The sequence below is a fragment of the Mesorhizobium sp. M7A.F.Ca.ET.027.03.2.1 genome, from assembly GCF_003999175.1.
Taxonomy (GTDB): Bacteria; Pseudomonadota; Alphaproteobacteria; order Rhizobiales; family Rhizobiaceae; genus Mesorhizobium.
This window is the reverse complement of the sequence record NZ_RZOM01001844.1, coordinates 1-518: the sequence shown is the minus strand read 5'-3', so window position 1 is coordinate 518 and position 518 is coordinate 1. Positions and strand designations below refer to the sequence as shown.

Annotated in this window: 1 protein-coding gene; it reads left to right on the top strand. The window is 66.8% G+C overall.

All coding sequences use genetic code 11. From position 1 onward, the window contains the following. Positions 1 to 518, top strand: a 518-nt coding sequence (locus tag EN750_RS38400; RefSeq protein WP_127399518.1) for a CNNM domain-containing protein, incomplete at both ends; no start/stop codon positions are given.

Here is a 518-nt window from a genome sequence, read left to right as displayed (position 1 = left end):
ATCATCACCTATTTCTCGCTGATCGTCGGCGAACTGGTGCCAAAGCAGATCGCGTTGCGTGACCCCGAGCGGGTCGCCGCCAGGGTCGCTCCGGCAATGACCATCCTCGCCACCGTCTCGGCGCCGCTGGTCTTCCTGCTCGATTTCTCCGGCCGCACCATCCTGTGGCTGCTCGGCCAGCGCGGCGAAAGCGAGGAGAAGGTCACCGATGAGGAGATCAAGATGCTGGTCGCCGAGGCCGAGCATCACGGCACCATCGAATCCGACGAGCGGCGCATGATCGCCGGCGTCATGCGGCTTGGCGACCGCGCCGTGCGCGCGGTGATGACGCCGCGCACCGAAGTAGACTGGATCAATCTGCAATCCGACGAGGCGGCCATCCGCAAGCTGCTCATGGAAACCCAGCATTCGCGCCTGCCGGCAGGCGACGGCGGCGTCGACGTCATGGTCGGCGTCGTCCAGACGCGTGACGTGCTGGCCGCGTTGCTTGCCGGCCGCGTTCTCGACCCGCGCAGGCA